2 protein-coding genes are annotated in these 23,709 nt (G+C 50.1%); both read left to right on the top strand.

The window, feature by feature from the left end:
• Nucleotides 1-5,904: an SDR family NAD(P)-dependent oxidoreductase gene (locus tag ACDJ59_RS09520; RefSeq protein ID WP_413408574.1), complete on the top strand. Its 5,904-nt coding sequence runs from the start codon at nucleotides 1-3 to the stop codon at nucleotides 5,902-5,904.
• Nucleotides 5,905-5,945: 41 nt separating this feature from the next.
• Complete coding sequence (locus ACDJ59_RS09515; protein ID WP_413408573.1) at nucleotides 5,946-23,633, top strand: SDR family NAD(P)-dependent oxidoreductase; 17,688 nt, start codon at nucleotides 5,946-5,948, stop codon at nucleotides 23,631-23,633.
• Nucleotides 23,634-23,709: the final 76 nt, after the last annotated feature.

The raw sequence follows: 23,709 nt of genomic DNA, 5'->3' as shown, positions 1-23,709 counted from the left end.
ATGCAAGATAACGAGCGGTTATCCTTACAGCACAAGCTGTGCAATTCATTGAACCAGAAGCTGATGCATGTGTTGATTGTTCAGATGGAACAGCTTGGAGATGTTAGAACGATGGCAGGAGCTTCGTACTGCACTTCTTATCCTGGTGTGCTTCCTGCATACCAACGATGGATGGACCACACACTTCGCATTCTTCAGCGTAACCCGGAACTCGGTGAATTTGAACGAAGTAACATTTGGTCTGATTGGGAAGAGCACAAGAAGCGCTGTATTACGCAGCCGGAAATGAGAGCAAGGGTAGAACTCGCTGACGTGATGATCCGGGCGCTGCCCGACATTGTTACAGGCAAACAGTCTGCAACAGAGATCATGTTTCCGGGGGGCTCCATGTCAAGAGTGGAGGGAATATACAAGCAAAATTCAATTGCAGATTATTTCAATTCACTGCTTGCAGATGAGGCCGTCCAGCTGATCAGGGATTTCTCCGGGCATGGCAATCGCAAGATCCGCATTCTTGAAATCGGCGCCGGAACTGGAGGCACTAGCTCCATGCTGTTTCAAAAGTTCGAGCCCTACCGTGAACTTATTCAGGAATACTGTTACACGGACGTCTCCAAATCTTTTCTACAGCATGCAAGGAAACAATATGGGCCGTATTATCCCTACCTGACGTACAGCCTGCTCAATATTGAAGAGCCGTTGCATTCTCAGGGAATTGAAGCGGGACGATATGACCTGGTCGTGGCTACCAATGTGCTGCACGCCACGCGTCAGATCCGTCATACTCTTCGCAATGCCAAAGCGTTGTTGACCTTGAAAGGTAAACTGTTAATCAACGAGATTATTGAGGATTCCCTGTTTAACCATGTCACGTTTGGCTTGCTGACCGGATGGTGGCTGTTCGAAGACGAACAGGTGCGTATTCCCGGCACTCCGCTGCTGCATCCGGATCAGTGGAAAGCGGCACTCGAACTGGAGGGTTACTTTGACATAGAATTTCCCGCATCCACCGCCGAAGGACTGGGCCAGCAAATCATAAGAGCAGCGAGTGACGGAATAGTCCGGCAGAAACACACCTTTTCATCAGCGACTCAGATGCTGCCCGCGGCTGGAAAGGAAGAGCCTCTAAAGCCACAAGAGACTATTACAGTTCAAGAACTAGAACCAGCCTTAAACGCGTTAAGCCCGAAAGCCCCTGCTGTAGATGACAGGGAATTAAAACAAGCATGCATGATGTATTTACAAAAGATGATCGGTGCCATTCTGGATGTGGAGCCGGAGCAGATCGACCCCGCGGAAGCTCTAGAAATGTATGGGCTGGATTCCATTCTCATCATTCAGTTAACCGAACAGCTAAATAAGGAAATGGGGGAGCATGTGAGCAGCGTGCTCTTTTTTGAATATACGACCCTTGACGCACTGGTCAATCATTTTGTGGAAAAGCGCAAGTTTGAGCTGATCTCGATGCTTGGGTTAACGGAAATGCAAGAGGAATCGATAACAGAGCCTGAACTGAATATGGGTGAATTTTCGACAGAAGCTACCACTCACCTAACTGAAAGTTACAAGCAGCAACGACCATCTGAGGCAACAGATGAAGTAGCCATCATCGGGTTTGCCGGGCGTTACGCTCAGGCTGATGATATGGCAGAATTTTGGAAAAATTTGATGCAGGGCAAAAATTGTATTACTGAAATACCTTCACAACGTTGGGATTGGAGAACCCACTATCATTCGGGGAAAGGACAAAAAGGAACGTCTTACAGCAGGTGGGGAGGATTTATTCGTGGTATCTATCACTTTGACCCGTTGTTCTTCCATATTTCTCCTAAAGAGGCCGAACAAATGGACCCGCAGGAGCGGCAGTTTCTGCAAACGGTCTATGTTGCCATCGAAGATGCGGGTTATACGCCTCAGGCTCTTGCCGATGCGGGTACAGTTGGTGTGTACGCAGGTGTAATGAATGGCAACTATCCTACGGGAGCTTCCTTTTGGTCCATAGCCAATCGGGTATCCTACACGTTTAATTTCACGGGGCCAAGCCTGGCCGTGGATACGGCATGTTCTTCCTCCTTGACGGCCATTCACCTGGCAATGGAAAGTCTGCGCAATGGCACCTGTGACCTAGCCATCGCAGGCGGTGTGAATCTAATCGTTGACCCGGTTCATTATGTCAGGTTATCCGAAAAAACTATGCTGACTCCAGACAACGAGTGCAGTCCGTTTGGAGAGGGAGCCAACGGTTTTGTGGACGGAGAAGGTGTTGGTGCATTACTCCTCAAGCCGCTTCATATGGCGGAGGCCGACGGGGATTTTATTTACGGCATCGTTAAAGGAAGCATGATTAATGCAGCGGGTAGAACAAAAGGGTACACCGTGCCCAATCCCGGCCAGCAGGCAAAGGTGATCAGCGAAGCCATCTCACGATCTGGCGTAGATGCCCGGACCATCAGTTATATTGAGGCACATGGCACCGGTACGGCACTGGGTGACCCGATTGAAATCGAAGGCTTGCGCAGGGCATTTGAAAAACATACAGCGGATAGACAATTTTGTGCAATCGGCTCGGTGAAGTCGAACATCGGCCATGCCGAGAGTGCGGCTGGCATCGCCGGGGTCAGCAAAATATTACTGCAAATGCGTCACGGCTGCCTGGTGCCTTCACTGCATGCAGAGAGCAGCAACCCGAATATTCGGTTCAGTCAAACCCCATTTCACGTTCAGCAGCACATGACTCCATGGATTCGTCCCGTACTGGATACACCTGAAGGCATGCGCGAATATCCACGGATTGCGGGTATCTCCTCATTCGGAGCAGGCGGTGCCAATGCCCATGTCATCCTTGAGGAATACAGGACGGATTACAAGGTGGACCAGAAATCGGTGATGGCAGGGGATTCCAATGCACCGGTAATGATCGTTCTATCGGCAAAAACCGAAGATCGCCTCAGGATAAAGGTGAGACAGCTTGCAAAAGCCGTTCAGGACAACGCTTATACAGACTTACATCTCGCTAGGATCGCCTACACGCTGCAAACCGGAAGAGAAGAGATGGAATGCAGATGTGCTTTCACGGCGTATACCATCAAGGAGATGCTAGGCAAATTGCAGGCGTATCTCACCGGGGAAACGGCACATGAACAGATATTCACCGGAGAGATCGATATTGAACGGAATGAAAATCGACTTGTAGACGATGACGATATGCAGGAACTGGCAGCCAGCTGGATGCGCAAACGAAAAACGGTTCGGCTTCTGGAGCAATGGGTTCGGGGAATGAAGCTGGATTGGCAGCAGTGGTATGGAAAGGTTAAACCACAGCGAATTAGCCTGCCGGGATATCCTTTTGCGGAAGAACATTACATGATACCTTCTTTATCCTCCTTATCTGGGAATGAAGGTTTTGAAATCACAAACGTCGTAGCGCCAAGCCAGACAGAATGGCTGCATCCGCTGCTGCATAAAAATACCAGTTATTTGGGCAGCCAGCGGTTTAGCTCACGTTTTACCGGAAACGAATCATTTCTGCGTGATCATCAAGTAAGAGGGGTGAGCATATTACCCGGAGCGGCTCATCTGGAGATGGCTGCAGCAGCTCTACGGCATTCCCTGCCGCCGGAAGAACATAACAGACAGCAAAACGGAAACGATCATATTCGTCTGCATGATCTGGTATGGTTGCATCCCGCATCTGTAGAGGATCAGCCGTTGTCTGTACATCTTGAATTGCAGGCCGAGCGACACCAACAGGGGTACCGGTTTGAAATTACAAGCACTACGAAGGCCGAGGCTCCATCCGTATTATGCAGTCAAGGATTCGTTTCCTTGATTCGCTCCACAGGGGACACACCTGTATTCCAACCTGCTAATTGGCATAAGCGTCATGGCAACAAGGTCGTTCCACCTGAGAGAGGTTATCAAATTTTTTCTCGAATAGGTCTGGTTTATGGAAACACTCACCGCTGCATCTCACATTTGTATACGGGTCAGCACAGCGTTATGGCACGACTAGCCATGCCATTGTCGGGTACAAAAAGTCTGGAGGAATACGGACTCCACCCATCCATGCTAGATTCGGCTTTTCAGGCCTGTCTGGCACTTGCTATGGATTTGAGCCAGTTGAGCCAGGAAGAAGGTCTTTCGCCTGAGCCCTGGCTGCCATATGCACTGCAACAAGCGGAGATTTACAGACCATGTTCTTCTGTGATGTGGGTAGAAGTCCGTTATACCGCGAGCAGTGGTCCTGGGAATTCCATGCCTCGTTATGACCTCACGCTCTATAGTGAGGATGGATTGCTTTGCGCAAAGTTTGAAGGTTTGGCGTTACGGAAGTGGGCTGCCACGCCCCAATCCCAGCAGGATTGGACTGGAGAGGAAGCTGGCTTAACTAATCAGTTCGGGCATCATTTAAATAATCTAAATGCACTGGAGCCATTGACAAAAGATCTGACCATGTCGGCGGCAGCGGCAACAGCGGAAAAAGATGATGCTAAACTGGCTGTTCTTACAACGGTGTGGGCACCATTAGAGCAACAATCATCAAGTGAAGGCGTTTCCGGCACTGAGGTGTATTCGGCGGAAAAACTTCTGATTCTCTGCGAAAATGCCGACATGAACATTCGATTCCCGAGAGGGGATGATTTTCGCCAGATTGTCTTTCCGAGACAGGCATCTGCGGCACAGATGGTGGATATGCTTGCGGCCGAGGGAGATTGCGATCATATGATCTGGCATTGTCGCCACGTTATGTCCGAGAATCGCAAGACAGAAACAAACAGGGAAGAGCAAGAAAGCTTCGTACCCGAACTTACTCGTTTTTTCAGGTTTGTCAAAAGCATTCTGCACCTGGGATACGGCTCCAGAAGTCTTCACCTCACGGTCGTTACAACGAATGCGCAAGCGCTTGCCTTCGACGATACCATCGATCCGGACCAGGCTGCTATTCATGGGTTGACGGGTTCACTTGCTAAGGAATATGCCCATTGGGCCATTCGCGTCATTGATCTGAATGGCGGAGAAATTCTCCCAATGGATGCTATTGCAGATATGACCCCGGACCCCCACGGAAATGCATATGTGTGGAGGGATCAGGAATGGTATCGCCAGGAATTAGTGCCTGTAGAATACGATTCCGTTCCATTAACCGCTTATCGGCAGGGAGGGGTCTATTTGGTTATTGGAGGAGCCGGAGGAATTGGCGAAGTCTGGACACGTTATATGATTGCGACTTACAACGCCCAAGTGATCTGGCTAGGAAGAAGTCCCCTGAGTCCCGAGATTCGCCGTAAAATCGAACATTTGGGCCTATTGGGGCCGGAGCCTCTTTATATCCAGGCAGACGCTTCGCTCCCCGGTCGTCTGGAACAGGCTTATGAGTCTGTCATAAAGCGGTTTGGACAGGTGAATGGAATAATCCATTCTGCACTAGTGTTGTCAGACAGAAGTTTGGCTCGTATGGATGAAGAGATTTTCAACAACGTGCTGTCTGCCAAAGTTCAAATTAGCGAACAAGTGAATGCATTAATGAGTCGGCTTCGGAAGCAACCCGATTTTGTCTTGTTTTTCTCTTCGCTGAACTCCTTTATGAAACTGCCAGGTCAGGGCAACTATGTAGCTGCCTGCTGTTATGCCGATGCCCTGGCCACACAGATGAACAGGAAATGGCCTGGACGGATCAAAGTGGTCAACTGGGGATATTGGGGCAGCGTTGGTTCGGTCGTATCTGAGCAGGTAAGGCAAAGCATGCATCAGAAAGGCATTGGTTCTATCGAAGCTGAGGAAGCCCATCCTATTCTGGAATGGCTGATGTCAGGTTCCCTGCAACAGGCCGTCATACTCAAGATGACCCGTAAACCCGAAATGCTTGTACTAAATGAAAATCAAATGTTAACGGTATATCGTTAGACCAAGTGCACAATGACCGATATGCAAAGGGAGTGTAGTAGATGATCATTACAGAACATATGGATTCGGTTCAGGAGCAGATGAGCAGCATCGAACGGCTACTTATTCGGTTATTATGGGGGCAACTGCACCATGCGGGATGTATGGATGAACATTTTGTGTTTGAAAAAACGGTCCGCCCATTCTATCAGAAATGGCTGATCGAAAGTCGCCTGATGATTGCAGAATATGCCCAGGAGTTGCCTGGTCCGGTTGAAAGCCTCCAATCAGAAGAGATTGCGGCCTGGACCCGGTTATCCTGGGAGGCATGGGAGAGCAGACTTCCGGGCTGGCTCTCGCATCCCGATGTGCGCGCTTATGCGAGATTGGCCGATTCGACGATTCGTGCTCTTCCGGACATTCTCAAAGGACATAGGGCCGCTACCGAAGTGATGTTTCCCGACTCGTCGATGCATATGGTTGAAGGTATTTATAAACATCATGCCATTGCCGATTATTTCAACGGAACTCTTGCGGAACAGGCGCTGAGCGTAATCAATGAATTGACGTCCGAGATCACAGGACACAGGAAAGTAAACATTCTGGAAATCGGCGCCGGTACGGGAGGCACAAGCGAAGTTGTTTTTGAAAAGTTAAAACCCATCGCACACAAGATACAGGAATACTGTTATTCCGATATTTCCCGTGCCTTTCTCATGCATGCTGAGCAGCAGTATGGCCCCTCGGTACCCTATTTGACATATAAAATTGCCGATTTGAAAATTCCTTTTGCCGAGCAAGGCATTGAACCGGGTAGGTATGATCTCATTATTGCGAGCAATGTACTACATACCACCCCGGATATCCGAGACACACTTCGCATGATCAAGGCATCACTCAAAAAGGATGGACAATTGCTGTTAAACGAGATTACGCGCAAAACCGTAATAAATCACCTGACCTTTGGACTGCTGGAGGGTTGGTGGCAGTACACGGATGAGAATGTCCGCATCCCGGGGTGTCCGGCCTTGTCGGCCGCAAACTGGAAAAAGATGCTTCAGCGGGAAGGCTATCATTCCGTTCATTACCCGTCAGCACAGGCAGACCGCTATGGACAGCACATCATTGCCGCCAAAAGTGACGGTATCGTCATTCGGGCTAATGGTTCTGCACCTGTTGTTAAAAGCGTTTTTCAACCCAGTCGTCCTGCCGATATCGTACACCAGAACGAATCGTTCTATGAACAGGAGCAGCCCGCTGCGGATCATGGGATCATCACCGCGGAGATGACTGAACAGTTTGTAAAAAAGGCGATTCGTGAAAGCATCGCGGAGGACCTGAAGATGGAGCAGTCCAGAATCCAGAACAATCGCAGCTTCTCGGACTATGGCGTCGATTCCATTATTGCCGTCCATCTGGTCAACGTGCTTAATCAAAAGTGCAAACTGACCTTGCAAACGACTGTGCTGTTCGACTATAACAATGTGGATCGTCTGACAGAACACATTTTGCAGGAATACGGAAAAACGATCGAATCGCTGCTCTTGCAGAGTCAGTCTGGGGAGCCAGAACCGGCAGCTGCAATGGCATCAGATAAAGAGACAACACGTTTTTCGGGCACATCGCTGCCTTCCGAATCTGTCAATTATGCATCGAACCCCTTTGTGGACAGTAGCAAAGCGAAAGCACCTAATACCCGAATCAATGACAAGACCTCGGGTTCTTATTTTTATCACACACATATTTGCAGTCCCTCGGAGATCAGTGATCTTCAGCTTCATCAGACCCTTGTGCAGGAATTGCGGCCTGACGAAGTGCGCATTTCGGTCAGAGCGTTTTCCCTGAATTTCGGGGATTTGCTCTGTATTCGGGGCCTGTATCCGACCATGCCGCCGTATCCTTTTACACCAGGTTTTGAGGCAGCCGGTATTGTAGTTGAAACAGGTTCCTCCGTTACAACGGTAAAAACCGGCGATGAGGTAGTGTTCTATGCAGATGCCTCACTCGGAGCGCATGCCACCGCCATTACGTGTAAAGCAGAGCAAGTATTTGCCAAACCTGATCTGCTTACTCATGAGGAAGCTTGTTCGCTACCCGTCGTAGCCATGACTGTCATTGCCGCCTTCCGCAAAGCCAATATTCAACCCGGCGAACGAGTACTGATCCAAACGGCAACCGGAGGTGTCGGACTTGTAGCCATTCAGCTCGCCCGCCATTTTGGTGCAGAAATTTTCGCCACGGCCAGCATGCAGCACAAGCTTGATTATTTGCAGGAGATGGGCGCCAGCTATGTAATCAACTATGCCACTACGGACTTTGAACAGGAAGTACAACGGCTCACGAACGGAGAAGGGGTACACGTCATTCTAAATACCCTCCCAGGCGAGGCGCTGCAAAAAGGATTAAATTGTCTTGCGCGGAACGGAAGATACATCGAGATCGCGATGACAGCTCTCAAAAGCGCCCATTCAGTCAACCTGTCGGGACTCAATCACAACCAGAGCTTCTACAGTCTGGATCTGCGCAAGCTGGGCATGGAACAGCCTGAAATGCTCGCTGAATACAGGCAAGAGATGATGCATTGGGTAGAAGAAGGGGTCATCCGTCCCCTGATCGGTCAAACATTCCCGATGGACAGATTGCAGGAAGCCTACCGCTGCATGGATCAACGAAAAAATATCGGCAAAATTGTCATTAACGTGCCGGAATATATGCACTATCAGCCCGCCGCTACTGCTCTTCCAGCTGATTCTGCCGGTGTCACCACTCGAGCCCGGATTGAAGATGACGGATTGAGAAACAAAAGCGAAGAGCTGACAACGTATGAGCCGGTGGCGATCATTGGCATGAGCGGCCGATTTGCGGGTTCGCGCGACGTAGCGGAATTGTGGTCGCATCTCGAAAAGGGAGATGACCTGATCCAACGTGAGCAGCGCTGGAATCTTGCCAAGCATTATGGAGCGGATGTTTCCTTTTGCGACCAGGGCAGCTTTTTGGATAACATTCATGCGTTTGATCCACTCTTTTTTAACATTTCCGGGCAAGAAGCCGCCTACATGGACCCTCAGCAGCGGATTTTTCTGGAGGAAGCCTGGAGAACGTTCGAGGATGCCGGTTATGCCGGCGACTCGATGCAGGGCCGTAAATGCGGCGTATACGTTGGCTGTACGGAAATGGATTATGGACAGCTGATGGGTGAACAGCCTCCAGCTCAGTCGTTCTGGGGGAAAGCTGGGTCCATCATTCCGGCCAGGATCGCCTATTATCTCGATTTGAAAGGTCCTGCCATTGCGGTAGATACCGCCTGCTCCAGCTCGTTGGTGGCAATTCATCTGGCGTGTCAGTCGCTGTGGGCGAGGGAAACGGAAATGGCGCTTGCGGGCGGAGTGTTTATTCAATCGACTCCCCAGTTCTATATGGATGCCAACCGTGCCGGCATGCTTTCAACCACCGGGCGATGTCATACGTTTGATGAACGGGCAGACGGTTTTGTGCCAGGAGAAGGAGCTGGAGCGGTTCTGCTGAAACGGCTCAGTGATGCCGTACGTGATGGAGATCACATACATGGCGTAATTCGCGGAACAGGTATCAATCAGGATGGTACGACCAACGGAATTACCGCACCAAGTGCCAAATCACAGACCGCTTTGGAGAAACAGGTCTATGATCGCTTCGGTATCGATCCGGCCAGCATTCAGCTGGTAGAGGCGCATGGAACCGGAACCCGGCTTGGAGACCCGATTGAGTTCCAGGCGCTTACTAACGCATTTTCGTCATATACGGATCAGAAGCAATACTGTGCGCTGGGCTCCATCAAAACCAATATCGGGCATCTAGCGACCGCTGCGGGCATTGCCGGATTGATCAAGGTTTTGCTTTCCTTACGTCACAAGCGCATTCCAGCTTCGCTGCATATGGAAAAGGCCAATCCCAACATTACGTTCGGCAACAGCCCTTTTTATGTCAATACGGAGACCAAGCCATGGCACACCGAAAAAGGCCAGCGGAGAATTGCCGCGATCAGTTCATTTGGATTCAGCGGAACCAATGCCCATATGGTCATTGAGGAGCCACCCCCGCGTCCGGCTGCCAACTCCGACCTGCGGCCCGGATATCTGATTGCACTGTCAGCGCGTACTGCGGACCAACTACGTCAGCAAGCTGAGCAGCTTGTGTCCTATGCAAAAGAAAACTCCGCGGTGGAAAGTCTGCACATGAGTTATACCTTACTTACAGGCAGACCTCATTTGGCCCATCGGATGATCTGCATTGCCCGAAACGGGGAGCAGCTCGCTGATCAGTTGAGTGAGTGGCTTGCAAAAGGGGAGAGCAATTCAGTAACCAGCGGGTTCGTTAATCGAAACGAACAACGAGGCAACGCCTCGTTGAAACGATACGCCGCCGAATGTATAAGGCAATGCCGGGAAACGGAGGATTCCTCTGTTTATCTGGAGCATTTGTCAGCCCTCTGCGAAATGTATGTACAGGGTTACGATCTTTCATTTGACAAGCTGTTCCCAATCTCTACACAGCGTATCCCGCTTCCGACTTACCCCTTTGCAGGGGACGACTACTGGGTGCCGGCACGTGAAGATACTCAGCAGGTTAAACAGCCGTCGAGTGCCAAACATGCTTTTGGAACAGTGCTACATCCACTGGTTCATAGAAACACATCCAGCGTAAAGCAATTGCAATATTCGTCCACTTTCAGCGGTCAGGAATTCTTTTTCAAAGATCATTTGGTGAAGGGGATGAAAGTGCTTCCGGGTGTAGCTCATTTGGAATGGGTATGCTTTGCAGCAGATACGGCATGGGGTGATTTCTCGGATTCGAGGATGATTCGCTTGAGAAACGTGATCTGGTCTGCCCCGTTAATTCTGAATGAAACATCAGCGTCCTTTGCTATCCGTTTTCGTCCTGTCGAGCAGACAGAGGCAGACGAAACGATGCACTTTGAAATTGGTCAAGAGCAGGGAAAGGAAAGCGATCAACATAAACAGGTATACAGTCAAGGCCAAGTCATGCTCGCCAAACTTCCTGTCCAAATGGAGCGGGATATTCAAACCGAACTTGCGGCTTGCACACCCAGCCCGTTTCATGCCGAAGCATTCTACGCTTCCTCCGCTCAAACGGGGATTGTCCTTGGGCCGGGCTTACGCGGGATACAGTCCGTATATGTTGGGCAGGATCGTGTCATAGCACACTTGTCACTCCCGCAATCCCTGACCGCTTCGGGTGAAGAATATATTCTTCATCCCAGCTTGATGGACTCGGCACTTCAGGTCACCATCGGATATCTGCTCGGCATTGTGACGGACCAAGCTGCCTCCGGCAGACCTGCGCTACCGTTTGCGCTGGAGCAGTTGGATATTCTGGGCCCCTGCACAGCGGAGATGTGGGCGGTTGCCACGTACAGTTCAGGAAACAGCCGGAACAGCAAAATTCACAAGCTGGATGTAGATCTGTGCGACATGGACGGAGTGGTACGTATTCGCATGACCGGATTCACGCCGCGTGTTCTGGAGAAGGATTTCGATACACAGAAGGAAGAAAACGTGAGGCCGATTCTATTGGCGCCGGAATGGAAGCCGCTTGAGATTTCTTCCCACCAATCAGCCGCTAAGTACAACAATCATCTGATTTTGATTTCGGATCATTTTACAGGGCAGCTATCTTCATTGCGTGATTCGTTTTCTCATGCTCGCTGCGAACGATTGGCAACGGATACCTTTGCATCCGCAGAGCGATTTGAGCAAGACAATGCATTGCTGCACCCGCTTGCAAGCTTTTTTACTGAATCAGCTGCACACCTGCTCGAAGAAATTAAGCAAATGGTGAACACCGAAACCGGAAGTACACTTATTCAGCTCGTTATTCCTTTTGAGGAAGAGGGGCAGGGCGGTCTGCTCAACGGTCTTGCCGGGATGTTATTGACGGCTTCAAGAGAGCATCGACAGTTAACATGCCAGCTCATTCAGCTGCACTCCTCCATACAAACAGGTGAACTGATTGATAAAGTGGCTTCAGAGAGCCGTCATTCAGAAAACGTAATTGCCTGCTATCCGGCTTCCGGTATCAGGCAGACAAGAGTCTGGCATGAGCTGTCTGCTTACTCAGCTGGCAATTCATTGTTCTGGAAAGACGGTGGGGTATATCTGATAACCGGAGGCATCGGCGGACTCGGTTTAGCCTTGACACGGACACTTGTCAGTCAGATCAGGAACGCCACGATTCTGTTAAACGGCCGCTCGACTCCAAACGCCGAGCAGCAGGCCCAGCTTCAACAGCTTCAATTGAACGGAAATCACGTGCTATACAGGAAAGCGGACATCACTTCCCGTGAAGCAGTTCAGAGACTGGTACAGGAAATTCAGTCTGATTACGGTGAGCTGAACGGCATTATTCATGCGGCAGGTGTCGTGAAAGATCGTGGCTTACGGCACAAAGATCCAGAAGAACTGCGATCCGTCTTGGCTCCCAAAGTGGACGGCACGATATGGATCGATGAATCGACCGCCCACATGGCGCTCGATTTTTTTGTCCTGTTCTCTTCAATGGCTGCTGTGACAGGCAATCCAGGTCAAGCGGATTACGCCTGTGCGAATGCTTTTATGGATGCCTACGCCACATACCGAGATGGGCTCGTTCGGAACGGACAGCGTAACGGCACAACGCTCGCAATCAACTGGCCGCTCTGGAGGGAAGGACGCATGCAACCAGGAGCAGCAGCGGAGCAGAAAATCCGCCGCCAATGGGGAATGCACCCGATGGACACCTCTATCGGAATCAAACTGCTGCATATGGCCATGAACAGCGGTTCATCCCAAGTGCTGGCTTTTTACGGTGAACCGGAGTTATTTCTGTCAGGTGTGATGTCAGATTCCGCAGGTTCGGTGGATCTGCCGTCAATATGGAACGTGTCAACAGCTCCTTCACAATCCATGACGTCTGTTGCCGTCTCAAGCGACATCCCTGAGTCGCAAAAACGAACATGGCCGACAGGGGATGAGCGAAAACGGCTGCTCGTTTCCAAAGTCCAAGACGTTTTAACGGATCATATGTCTGAGTTGTTGCAGGTAAACCGAACCGACATCTTTCCAGATGTGGAATTTGGCGAATATGGATTCGATTCCATTTCGTTTACCGATTTCGCCGGTATTCTTAATGAGCACTATGCGCTTAAACTTACACCTACTGTTTTCTTTGAGCATTCCACCTTAAGATCTTTAACAGGACATCTTGTTGGAGCCTATCCGAAACAGTGGGATACACTTTTGCTTGAGAAGCACATGGACACCGAGGGACCGCATGCTGATGACTCATCACAGGAGAAGGAAACAGAAGGTGTCTCCTCTAATCTGCTCAGACAGGTGGAACAGGCTGGTTCGTTTTCGATCCGTAACCCATATACATTTCCGAAGGAAACGAAAGATTCGCCTGAGCAGAAAGAACAAATGGGAGGTTCAATATCATCCTCCGAACGCCATAGAGAATCCAGCATGCCTGAATCCGATCATCAAAATCATAAGGCTCCGGAGCCCATCGCCATTATTGGCATGAGCGGCCGATTTCCGATGGCGAAGGACATTGATGCCTTATGGAATAATCTGCTTCAGGGACGGGATTGCATCTCGGAAATTCCACTGGATCGGTGGGACTGGAGAGCCTATTACGGAGACCCCGATCAGGCTCACAACAAAACCAATATCAAATGGGGCGGATTTATGGAGGGTGTCGCCGAATTTGATCCTGGTTTCTTTGGCATTTCCCCACGTGAAGCGGAATTGATGGACCCGCAGCAGCGCCTTTTGATGATGTATGCCTGGAAAGCAATTGAAGATGCGGGCTATGCACCGCCGAGCTTGTCCGGTTCAAAAATGGGTATCTTTGTTGGCACTGCGAGCAGCGGGTATCATCGTCTGTTAACACAGGCGGATACCGTAATCGAAGGATATACTTCAACAGGCCATGTGGCTTCCGTAGGTCCTAACCGAATGAGCTTTTTCCTGAATGTACACGGTCCAAGTGAACCTGTGGAAACGGCATGCTCCAGTTCGCTGGTGGCACTTCACAGGGCTGTTCAGGCGATACGAAATGGAGACTGTGATACTGCTATAGTGGGTGGAGTTAATACCATTTTGGACCCGGACTATCATATCAGTTTCAATAAAGCGGGTATGCTGAGTCCAGATGGACGTTGTAAAACGTTCTCCGATGAGGTTAACGGATATGTACGCGGAGAAGGCGTTGGCATGATTTTTTTGAAAGGGTTACGGGCCGCTGAGCAAGCAGGTGATCACATATATGGCCTGATTCGTGCTACGGATGAAAATCACGGTGGACGGGCCGCATCACTCACCGCACCGAATCCGCGAGCACAAGCCGACTTGATTAAATCCGTATATTCAAAGGCTGGTGTGCACCCATCTACCATAGGATACATTGAGGCTCACGGAACAGGTACGCCACTTGGTGATCCCATTGAAATTAACGGCTTGAAGATCGCGTTTCAGGAGACTCTTGCAACTGCGGAACCCAATCTGACAACCTCAGCATCTTGCGGACTGGGCTCTATCAAAACCAACATTGGGCATCTGGAGCTTGCCGCGGGCATTGCCGGGGTCATTAAGGTACTGCTGCAAATGAAATACAAAACGCTTGTGAAGACAGTTCATTATGAAAGATCTAACCCTTACATTCAATTGGAAGGGAGTCCTTTTTACATCGTCGATGAAAATAAAGCATGGGAAGCGCTCCATGACTCTGCCGGAAGAACGATGCCAAGACGTGCAGGAGTGAGTTCCTTCGGATTCGGAGGCGTAAACGCACATGTGCTGCTTGAAGAATATATTCCGGATGAATCGGTAGCCAATTCTGATCGGACCCATCATCCAGCTCACGGGGACTCAATGAACAAAGCTACTTCAGTATGTATCGTACTGTCAGCCAAAACCGAAAAAAGACTTCAGGAACAGGCTCGGCAATTGCTGGCGGCGTTGCAATCGGGACGATATGAGGATTGTCATCTGCCTCAGCTCGCGTACACACTTCAGACAGGGCGTGCGTCGATGGAAGAGCGACTGGCTTTGGTGGCAACTTCCATTGCTGAAATAGAAGACCGGCTGGACGCTTATATTCATGATCCGGAGAAAACCGAAAACATGTATCGAGGCAAAATAAAGTCCCACAGAGTCTCGATCGCTGCACTGGCAGAGGATGCAGATATGCAGGAAACGGTAAAAAGCTGGGTCCGCAAAGGCAAGTATGGACAGCTGCTGGATCTTTGGGTGAAGGGTCTTGAGGTTCCGTGGTCTGAAGGTTACACGGGAAGGACGCCCCAGCGAATCAGCCTGCCCACTTATCCGTTTGCCACAGAACGTTATTGGGTGCCTGAACAGAAGGAGCGTAAATCGGGACAGCCTGTACCGACATCTTATCTTCACCCGCTTCTCCAGCGAAATATATCGGATCTGCAAGGGATTTGTTTCAGTTCAGAGTGGAGCGGACAGGAATTTTTTCTGAACGATCATGTCATTCACAATCGTAAAATCATGCCAGGGGCCGCCTACCTCGAAATGGCCAGGGCAGCGGTGGAGCAGGTTATTCCGACAGATACATCCCGGCAGGACAGGGTAATAGTTTTTCGCGATATCTACTGGACTGTGCCGCTGGGAATGGAACAGCATTCAGTCACACCGGGCAGGCTCCAGGCGGAATTGAGATTAACTCCGCTGGATACGGGGGAGATCCGTTATGAAATAACCAGCGGGGAAAACAATTCGAGATCCGTGAGATCAGAACCATCCAAACGAAATGTACATCATATAGGAACGATTTCGACGTCCACTCATCAAGCAGCTTCCTATCCAACGATCGATCTGGAATCCTTGCTGTTGCAATGCGAAAAACAAACGATGACGGCTGCTGAATGTTACCGTTTCTTTGAGCAGTCCGGCCTGTATTATGGACCGGGTCATCAGGGGATTCAGCGTCTTCATATCGGAGAGGGGCAAGTCATCGCACAATTGAAACTGCCGCCATCTCTTGCATCCACGGCTGAGGAGTATGGTCTTCATCCAGCTCTGGTGGATTCAGCTATACAGGCATGCATCGGATTGCCGCAATTCAAGGAAGGCGGAGTTACCCCTTTTTCCTTGGATCAGGCTGTAATCTATCGAGACTGCCCGGATTCCGTCTGGGCATGGGTGCGTCTTTTGCCGGAACAGGATTCTTCCGGAAAGGCTAGCAAAGTGCAGATCGATCTATGTGACGACCAGGGAAAAATAGTCCTGCAATTCATAGGGCTGACGATTTTGCACAGACCGTATCCTGGGGAACCATCCGGCATTATTCAGGAAAAGTCCAATACATTTGCGAAGCCACTACAGTCTAAAACAATAGCTTACGCCACTCTGGAGAAGCAGAAACTGACACAGATTCCGCTCTCGGGAGCGATGACTTATGCGCCAAGTTGGAGAGAAGTATCGACCAGTCCCGATGTAACCCAACCTAGGTCCATATCTTTCGGCGGTTCGGGGATTATCGTAGGCGGGACGTCGAGGCAGCAGAACGTTATTCAGCAATGGCATCCCGACCTGCAACCTGTTGCGGTTGAAGGGGATACACCAGAAACAAAACTAGAAATCGAGTTAAAGCGCCATGGCGTAATCAGCCGTCTAGTCTGGATTGTGCCGCCCTCAAGCATCGTTCACGGACCGGAGCATGCTGTGGAAGTGATAAATGAGCAGAACCAGGGATTGTTTCAGACATTTCTCCTCATTAAAGTCTTGATAAATCTGGGCTACGACGCACGCAGACTCGATCTGACCATCATAACGGAGAAGGCCTGCAACGTATCGGCTGGAGAAACGATCTATCCTGCGCACGCCGGAATTAGCGGACTGGCAGGTTCCCTCGCCAAAGAAATGCCAGATTGGAGGGTCTGCCATCTGGATGTGGATGATGTCCATGACATCGGAGAGCATCCCGAACGCCATTTTCCAGGGATATGGGATGGGAATACGCGCGCCTGGCGGAATGGAAAAGGGTATGAAAGTGTACTGGTGAACGTCTGCTCTACAGGTGACACGCATGAAGCATTCAGAAAAAACGGCGTCTACGTCGTTATTGGCGGTGCGGGCGGCATTGGGGAAGCATGGAGTGAATATATGATTCGGCGCTATCAGGCGCGGCTTATCTGGATTGGCCGAAGAGCGGTCGATGCACGGATCGGAGAGCTATGCAGACGCCTTGGCGAATTGGGAACCGAACCGCTGTATATTTCTGCGGATGCATCCGACAAACACAGCTTGCAGGAGGCATACCGCCAGATCAGATCATTGGCGCCAGCCATTCACGGGGTTGTCCATGCTGCAGTAGGCCTGATGGATCAAAGTCTGACTCAGATGACTCCAGATTATTTCCGCAATGTATTGTCATCCAAGCTGGATGCCAGTGTGAACATGATGAACATTTTTGGACAGGAGCCTCTGGATTTCATGCTGTTTTTCTCCTCCATGAGCTCGTTCACCACACCAGCTGGACAAGCCGGATATGCCGCCGGATGTGCCTTTATCGATGGCATGAGCGCTGCAGCACAATCCTGGAAATTCCCTGTAAAAGTAATGAATTGGGGTTACTGGGCTGAGACCGGCATCGCCAGTCAGGTGCCTGCCACTTTCAAGCAAAGACTGAATCAGTCGGGAATTGGCTCCATACATCCTGAGGATGCCATGCGGGCGCTGGAACTGCTGATGGCAGGAGGCAAGCATCAACTGGCGTTCATTCAGACGGACAAACTAGGGGCAGTGGAAGGCACAGCGTCTGATCGTATGTTTATGGTTGCGCCTGAAGCGAAGCAAGTAGGACGCCATCAGCTCATGAATCGAATTTCTGGGCAACAACTCAACGTGAAGCCGCTTCAACAAAAGTGGGCCGCCTTTAACGATGAATTCGAGTCGATGCTGGCCGGACTGCTGTCGATTCAGTTGCAGCAGATAATCTCAGCTGATTCGGCAAACCGTCCTGTTGCCATCTATGATCGCTGGATGAAGGAAAGCAGAAAGCGTATAGAGCAGTATACCTTGTCGGAACAGTCTCTTGCTTCTGACTCGATGTGGTCGGCATGGGAGCAGCGTATGAAGCACTGGCTGCTGGACCCGGATTTTTCGCCACAGGTTAAGTTAGTCGACCAGATGATACGCAGCCTGCCGGAGATTGTCAGAGGAGAGCTGGGTGCCACCAATATCATGTTCCCCGACGGAGCGATGGATATGGTGCAGAACATTTACAAGCATAATTCAGCAGCAGACTATTTCAACGAAATACTGGCCGATACCGTCGCAGCGTACCTCGCCGAGCGACTTGAATCCAATCCACAGGCCAGCTTGCGTATTCTTGAAATCGGTGCCGGGACAGGAGGAACGACCGAAAAGGTTCTTGAGCGGATAAAACCCTTTGCCGCCTCTATTGCGGAGTATGCATATACGGACATCTCGAGAGCATTCCTGCTGCATGGAGAGAAGACTTATGGGGAGAATCACCCTTATCTGAACTGCACCATGCTGGATATCGAAAAACCTCCTGCCGAACAATCCTATGATCTGGGCAGTTATGATCTGGTCATCGCAGCCAACGTTCTTCATGCTACCCGGAACATCAGACGCACCCTGGGTCACGTACACGATCTGTTAAAACAAAACGGCCTGCTTCTGCTGAACGAATTGACTCACAGCTCACTGTTTAGCCACCTGACATTTGGTTTGCTGGAAGGCTGGTGGCTGTATGAAGATGATGATATCCGTATCGGGGGCTCCCCTGTTCTTGGCAAGCAGCAGTGGCAGAAGACGCTACAAGAGACTGGGTTTGGACAGGCAATGCTGCCAGCCGAACCAGGTGAGAGTCTTGGGCAGCAGATCATCACCGCCTTCAGCGACGGATATATATCCATGGCCATACCTTCGCCGGAGGCCAGGTCCAATCATGAGCCTATTTCTTCTGAAAACTCATCGGTCATGAACATGGACAAAATGCAGACAGAACACCAGTCACAGTCAGAGGCAGAACTGGATTCCGATCAGATGTGGCAGGCCAGCCTGACATTTTTCAAACGTCTGGTCGGAGAGGTTATTCGGATGTCACCTGAACATATCGATGAGTCCGAACTGATGGAGGCTTACGGCATCGATTCCATCCTGATTGTTCAACTGACGAATCAGTTGCGCAAGCATTTTGATGGCGTGAACACCACGCTGTTTTTTGAGCACAAAACACTTGCATCATTAATTCATTATTTTATGAAACAGCACAGACAGGAGCTGTTGGAGGCGGCTCTACCGAATCTGCCCGAAAAAGAGCGGGAACAAACGCATGAATCCCTTATTCAGCCAACCGTATCGGCAGTGGAAAGGACGATGGAGGAGCCTGTTTTCGATCCGGTAAAGCCTGTACCCATCACGGTATCTCTCAACTTGGCTGCCAATGAACCGATTGCCATTATTGGCATCAGCGGCAAATATCCGCAGGCAGATAATCTGGAACAATTCTGGGACAACCTGATTGCAGGCAAGGACTGCATCACGGAAATTCCAGAAGAACGTTGGTCACTTGAAGGATTCTATGAACCGGATCGCAAGGAAGCCGCGCGCAAAGGCAAGAGCTACAGCAAATGGGGTGGCTTCATTGAAGGATACGCCGATTTTGATCCGCTGTTCTTCCAGCTCTCTCCCCGAGAGGTCATGAACATGGACCCGCAGGAAAGGCTCTTTTTGCAAACCGTATGGGAAGCGCTTGAAGACTCGGGCTATACAAGGGAACAGATGGATCGAAAGTACAATGGCAGAGTGGGGGTATTTGCGGGCATTACCAAAAGTGGCTTCAACCTTTACGGCCCGCCACTATGGAATGAAGGCAGTGAATGGTTCCCGCAGACCTCGTTCAGTTCGGTCGCAAACCGGGTTTCCTATTTGCTGAACCTCCATGGTCCCAGCATGCCGGTGGATACGATGTGCTCCTCTTCACTCACGGCTATCCATGAAGCATGTGAAAGCATTCGCCGCGGCGAATGTGAGGCAGCGATTGCAGGCGGGGTGAACCTGTATCTGCATCCTTCAAGCTATGTTGCCTTGTGTGCCCAGCAGATGCTTGCATCTGACGGTAAATGCAAAAGCTTCGCTCAAGAGGCAGACGGTTTTGTACCTGGGGAAGGCGTCGGGGTGGTTATCCTGAAACAATTGTCCAAAGCGGTTGAAGATGGAGATCAGATCCATGCCGTCATCCGTGGAACCCACATCAACCATGGCGGCAAGACGAATGGGTATATGGTTCCCAATCCTGCAGCCCAAGGAGACCTGATTCGGGAGACGATCAACAAGGCAGGCATTGACGCCCGCTGGATCAGCTATATCGAGGCTCATGGAACCGGGACAAGCCTGGGGGATCCGATTGAAATGGCCGGACTTGCACGAGCGTTCCGCCAGGATACACAGGATAAAGAATACTGTTCCATTGGTTCACTGAAAAGCAACGTTGGACATATGGAATCGGCTGCCGGAATTGGCGGACTGACCAAGATTATTCTTCAGTTGAAACATGGTCAGATTGCACCCAGCCTGCATGCCGAAGAGTTGAACAGGGAAATTGACTTCAAAAACACGCCGTTTATCGTACAGCAGAAGGCGAGTGATTGGTCAAGACCGATGGTTGAGGTGGACGGACAGATGCGGGAAATACCACGCATTGCTGGTGTATCCTCATTTGGCGCTGGTGGTGCAAATGCTCATGTTATCGTTGAAGAATACATTCCTGCTCCTGCTCAACCTTCTTTTCCGGTGATAGAAAGCTCTTCTAACAGGGTAGAACGTAAGTCGGAGCAACCGGTAATGATCGTTTTGTCTGCCCGAAATGAAGAAAGGCTGGTTGCTGTGGCGGAGAAACTTCTACTATATATTAGCCGCCGAACATTGGATGATCAGGTGTTAGACAAGCTGGCCTATACACTTCAAACCGGTAGAGAGGCAATGGAAGAACGTTTGGCTTTTACAGCAAGCACGATACATGAACTGATCGCTAGACTGGTTACCATTCAAACCGGAAAGTTAAAACAAGCCATTCCCGGGATATACAGAGGACGGGTTAATCGAACCTCGTATACTCCGTTAGACACCGAGCAAGAAGCGAACAAACCTGCTTCTGAGGATGTCAGACAGGCCATGATGCAAGATAACGTGGATCGATTGCTGGAATTATGGGTGAATGGCGCGAAGCTGGACTGGAAGCAAATATATGGTGTAATAACACCAAGCAAAATGAGTCTGCCCACCTATCCGTTTGAGCGGGAAAAATATTGGCTTCCTGACGCCAAAGGAATGCCGATGTCTGTTGCTAATACCACCGAAGCAGATTCCCGAAATAACATTGTGCTTCATCCAATGCTTCACCATAATACGTCCCTGTTATCGGAGCAGCGCTTCACCTCACGGTTCAGTGGTGATGAATTTTTCCTGTCAGATCATCAGGTCGGAACCTACCGGGTACTTCCGGGAGTGGCCTATTTGGAAATGGCTCGCGAGGCTGTGAAACGCTCTATAGAACAGGCTGATTCCGTGCCTGAAGTGATTGTGCTGGAAAATATCATCTGGAGCAGACCCGTGGTAATTGCCGCTCAGGCCACCGACGTTCATGTGCGCTTGTATACGGAAGAGCAGGGAGACATTCACTATGAAGTATACACCCAAGATGCGTCAGCAGAGTTGCTGCACAGTCAGGGTTTGGCTTTGCTGAAAACCGAATCTCAAGAATTAAGGCTGAATCTGGAAGAAATACGAAATAGATGCATCAAACCGTGGACAGTGGATGAATGCTATCAGGCATTTGAACAGATGGGACTGCACTATGGCACAGCCATGCGAGGGATCGAAACGGTCTACACGGGAGAAAACGTGGTGCTGGCTAAGCTTGCTCTGCCTGCCCGGGTGAAGGACTCCGTTCGTGACTTTGTCCTGCATCCGTCCATGGCAGATGCGGCTTTGCAGTCTGCCATTGGATTGCTGCTTGCAAGTTCGATGCCTGATGATCACAGACTGCAAACAAGTCCAAGTCCGCTGCTTCCTTTTGCACTGGAACGGGTCGTTTTCCATCGTCCTTGTACAGCCCACATGTGGGCCTATATTCGTTACAGTAAGGGGCATAAACCATCTTATTCACTGCAAAAGCTGGACATCGACTTGTGTGATGAAGATGGAAATGTATGTGTGCAATTCGAGGGCTTCACCAGCAAACCATTGAAGGGAGAGATTCACATGGGGAAAACATTATCTCCAACCGAATCACAAACACTGATGTTTGCAAAAGAGTGGAAGGAGCAGGAAGCTGTAGTTGTGCCTGAGGTGGTATACAGTCGTCATATCGTCATGTTATCCGGCCCTTGGACAGAGCAGGAACACGTCATGGCTGCCAAACTTCCGAATGTACATTATGTATCCCTTGGTCCAGACCCAGCGGATCGGGTTGGTCAATCCGACTTGATGGATGAGCAATACTTGTTTGCTGTTAAGAAGGCCTATCGTTATGTGCAACAGTTGCTCAAAGCTAGACCGGAAGGTGCTGTACTCATTCAACTGCTGGTTGCCAAGCGGGCACAGTACAAATTATTCGGAGGATTATCTGCCTTGCTGAAAACGGCTGAATTGGAAAATCCGAAAATCATCATTCAAATCATTGAAGCTGATGATCTTCAGAGTACCGAACGAGTGGTGCAGATCCTAACGGAAAGCAGTCAAAGCGCTGGCGACACACATATCCGCTATCAGAACGATAAAAGATATACATCATTGTGGAAAGAGGTCGGTACTTCACATTCATCCTTGGTCGAACTGCCTTGGAAAGATCGAGGCGTGTATCTGATTACAGGTGGTCTGGGAGCAATTGGATCTATCATAGCAGAGCATATCGCCGAGAAGGCGGAACATCCCGTGCTCATCCTTGCGGGGCGTTCAGAACCGGATGAATCAGATCACCAGCGAATGGCGTTGCTGGAACAGATGGGGGCAGAGGTCATCTATCGGCGTTCGGATGTCTCGAAGAGGGAAGCTGTAGATGAACTGATGCTGGAAATCAGCCGAAATTACGGCGAATTGCATGGAATTATTCATAATGCAGGCTTAATTCGCGACAGCTATATGATCCGAAAGGAGCTTGATGACATCGAGGAGGTGCTGGCTCCAAAAGTGGCTGGAACGGTTCATTTGGATGAAGCAAGCCAGTATTTCAAGCTGGACTTTTTTGTATTGTTTTCCTCGCTTGCCGGGGTACATGGCAATGTGGGTCAGGCCGATTATGCGGCAGCAAATGCATTTATGGACGAATATTCCGAATACCGCAATGAACGTGTTCAGCAGGGAGAACGTCACGGGTTTACACTCGCCATTAATTGGCCCTTGTGGGAAGAGGGCGGTATGCATATGAATGATCATGCGAGACAGAACATGGAGCGAATATCAGGAACGGTTCCACTGGAGCGTGCAAATGCGATGCGATCTCTCCAGCAGACACTGCAAGAGAGAAGGTCACCTGTAGTCGTCATTCAAGGGGAGGCTGATCAAATGCGAAGCTTCATGGGTATTTCCGGGACAGCACCGATTATGAATACGGATGAAGCATACAACCGTTCCGATGACGAGAATTACCTCCACCTTGTAGAGAAAATTCGCAGCGGCGAATGTACCCTTGATCAATTAATGCATCTCAAGTAGTTGTACTTGCTTTGCTTGCTTCTAAGCCGGTTTTTAAGACTTACGCGAAATGCGCTTGATTTTTTCAAAAATTCTA

Origin of the sequence: Paenibacillus amylolyticus, from assembly GCF_047302515.1 — a bacterium.
GTDB lineage: Bacteria > Bacillota > Bacilli > Paenibacillales > Paenibacillaceae > Paenibacillus > Paenibacillus amylolyticus_G.
This window is presented reverse-complemented; position numbering and strand designations above follow the sequence as displayed.